This window comes from Flavobacterium sp. (assembly GCF_049318325.1).
GTDB lineage: Bacteria > Bacteroidota > Bacteroidia > Flavobacteriales > Flavobacteriaceae > Flavobacterium.
The window spans coordinates 1-2,938 of record NZ_JBMOGQ010000195.1 but is presented as its reverse complement, the minus strand read 5'-3'; the positions used below and the strand labels follow the sequence as shown (position 1 = coordinate 2,938).

Sequence of the window (2,938 nt, the reverse complement as noted above, 5' to 3'; positions counted from 1 at the left end):
AAAAATGAAGCATTGCAAGTTTTATGTCCGGCATTATTAACTTCAGAAAAAGTTAGGGTAACAAATATTCCAGATATTATAGATGTTAATAAACTAATTGTTTTACTTGGAAATTTGGGTGTAAAAATTCAAAAAAATGGGGTAGGAGATTACACTTTCCAAGCCGATGAAGTAAATATTGATTATTTAAAAACCGAAGCTTTTAAAAAAGAAGGTGGAAGCTTAAGAGGTTCTATTATGATTGTTGGGCCACTTTTAGCCCGATTTGGTTGTGGTTATATTCCAAAGCCGGGTGGCGATAAAATTGGTCGTCGTCGTTTGGATACCCATTTTGAAGGTTTTATAAATCTTGGAGCTAAATTCCGTTACGAAAGAGAAGACCATTTTTATGGTGTTGAAACAAAAGGAAGATTAAAAGGCGCACACATGTTACTTGATGAAGCATCGGTAACTGGAACGGCAAATATCGTTATGGCTGCTGTTTTAGCAGAAGGAACCACTACAATTTATAATGCTGCTTGCGAACCTTATTTACAACAGTTGTGTAAAATGTTGAACTCAATGGGAGCCAAAATCACCGGAGTTGGTTCAAACTTATTGACCATTGAAGGTGTTGAAAAATTGGGTGGTTGCGAACACAGAATTCTTCCTGATATGATTGAGATTGGTTCTTGGATTGGCCTTGCAGCGATGACCAGAAGTGAAATTACAATCAAAAATGTTTCTTGGGATAATCTTGGTGTTATTCCAAATGTATTTAGAAAATTGGGAATTACTCTGGAAAGAAAAGGAGACGACATCTATATTCCTGCTCATACTAAAGGTTATACTGTAAAAACTGATATAGATGGTTCTATTCTTACTATCGCCGATGCGCCATGGCCAGGATTTACTCCTGATTTATTGAGTATCGTTTTGGTAGTGGCAACTCAGGCGAATGGCGATGTGCTAATCCACCAAAAAATGTTTGAAAGCCGTTTGTTCTTTGTAGACAAATTGATTGACATGGGTGCGAAAATTATGTTATGCGATCCGCACAGAGCCGTAGTAATGGGGCACAATTTTCAATCTCAATTGAAAGCAACCATAATGAGCTCACCAGATATTCGTGCGGGAATTTCATTGTTGATTGCTGCGCTTTCTGCTAAAGGAACTTCAACTATTCAAAATATTGAACAAATAGATAGAGGTTACGAACGCATTGATGAAAGACTTCGTGCGCTTGGTGCGAATATTGTCAGAGTTTAATCTGCATGAAATTTTTGCCGTTTTGTCTGTTATTTTTATTAGTATGCTTCGCCAGCTCGTTTTTGCTCGTGTCTTGTAATACGGCTTATCGGACAATTAACATTAATTCTATTTTTGAAAAAGAAAAACAGAAAGTATATAATTTTGGAAAACAAATTCTTGAAACTTGTAAAACAAGGCAATTTATTCAGCTAAGTGATAGAGAAGCTACTAAAAACCTGGCAGAGCTTTCTCTTGAAGAAATGCAACATGCTTGTGATATTGTAGACAAGAGAAACGGAAAGTTTATCGATATGAGATTGATAGAAGTTATTGATGATACTTTTATAGGAAATTCAAAAATATATCGATATAAAGGCAATTTTGAAATAAATGATTATTTAGTAGAAATTAGAATTTGGATAGGAACTGATGGAAAATTTCAAGGAATCATTTGGGGGAAATGGAAAGATGAATATATACCATATAAAAAATAATTAAATCCTGATGTGAAAATATCGGGATTTTTAATTCTCATAATGGAAACTTATATCATAATTATTCTTTGTATTGCGTCTTTCTTTGCCGGATTTGTCGATGCGATTGTTGGCGGTGGCGGATTGATACAAACTCCAGTTGCTTTAATTTTATTACCAAATCTTGCCGTTTCCTCTATAATTGGCTCACTGAAAATTCCTGCTTTTAGCGGAACCAGTTTTGCGGCGAATCAGTATTTAAAAAAAGTGGATATGAATTGGAAGCTACTTTCTATCATGGCAATAGTGGCTTTTGCTTCCGCTTTTTTGGGTTCCCATTTGCTGACTAAAGTGCATAACGATTTTATGAAACCACTGCTTTTGGTCGTTCTGACTCTAATTGCCATTTACACCTTTACCAAAAAAGACTTCGGAATTCACAAAGCAAAAGAGCATACCGTTAAACGTCAACTTTTATTAGCTGTTTCCATGAGTATTTGCATCGGATTTTATGATGGATTTATTGGTCCAGGAACAGGAAGTTTCCTTGTGTTAGGATTTGTAAGCGTTTTAGGTTTTGATTTTCTTCATGCTTCAGCAAATGCCAAAATGGTTAACCTTGCGACTAATTTTGGTTCAATTTGTCTTTTTGTTTTAAAAGGGAAAATTATATGGGTAATTGCAATTCCGATGGCAGTTTGTAATGCTTTTGGCGGATGGTTTGGCGCCAAACTGGCTATCAAAAAAGGAAACGGATTTATTCGTATTTTCTTTTTAATCGTTGTTATTGGTACGTTACTTCGTTTTGGCTATGATGTGTTTTTGAAATGATTACCATTCGCTGAAAAGAACACTGTCATTTACTGAAAGATGTGTAATGTGTTTACTGTAAGTTCCAAAAGGCGCCAACGGTGTCCATGATTTGGCATAAAACAATGTGATTTTCTTTCCTTCAAAATCTTTTTTCGCTTTAGCAATTTCAAATCCGTTTTCAAAACCGCGATTGATGTAGTAGAGCGTTTTATTGTTTTCTAATTCAAATACCACATCTTTAATACCGCCTTCAGATATTGATTTTACGGTTCCGTAAACTTTAATGGAATTTTCCATTGAAGTATCGACAGCCGTTGATAAAACAATAGCGACCAAAGCAAAGACTGCAATAGCTAAGATATAAATTGCTTTTTTCATAATATTGATTTTAGTGTTATTGTGAAAACACACAAAATAATCTT

At 34.9% G+C, this 2,938-nt stretch carries 4 protein-coding genes; 3 read left to right on the top strand and 1 reads right to left on the bottom strand.

Annotated elements, in window-relative coordinates; genetic code table 11:
- From murA to ACOYLP_RS11570, 3 genes are all read left to right on the top strand, one after another.
- Positions 1 to 1,248 (top strand): UDP-N-acetylglucosamine 1-carboxyvinyltransferase (gene murA, locus ACOYLP_RS11580; protein WP_422856327.1); only part of this gene is annotated, 1,248 nt, incomplete at its 5' end.
- A gap of 68 nt (positions 1,249 to 1,316) precedes the next feature.
- The gene (locus ACOYLP_RS11575; RefSeq protein WP_422856326.1) at positions 1,317 to 1,724 is read left to right on the top strand and encodes a hypothetical protein; all 408 of its coding nucleotides are present in this window, start codon (positions 1,317 to 1,319) and stop codon (positions 1,722 to 1,724) included.
- A gap of 42 nt (positions 1,725 to 1,766) precedes the next feature.
- On the top strand, positions 1,767 to 2,534 hold the full coding sequence (locus ACOYLP_RS11570) for a sulfite exporter TauE/SafE family protein (RefSeq protein WP_422856325.1): 768 nt from the start codon (positions 1,767 to 1,769) through the stop codon (positions 2,532 to 2,534).
- On the opposite strand, the gene ACOYLP_RS11565 is transcribed toward ACOYLP_RS11570, so the two are convergent.
- Positions 2,535 to 2,938: hypothetical protein (locus tag ACOYLP_RS11565; RefSeq protein ID WP_422856324.1), on the bottom strand; the 404-nt coding region annotated here is incomplete at its 5' end.

What these genes read in the sequence shown, in the direction of transcription:
- ACOYLP_RS11570 (WP_422856325.1), top strand. Translation starts at nt 1,767, where the DNA reads ATGGAAACTTATATCATAATTATTCTTTGTATTGCGTCTTTCTTTGCC.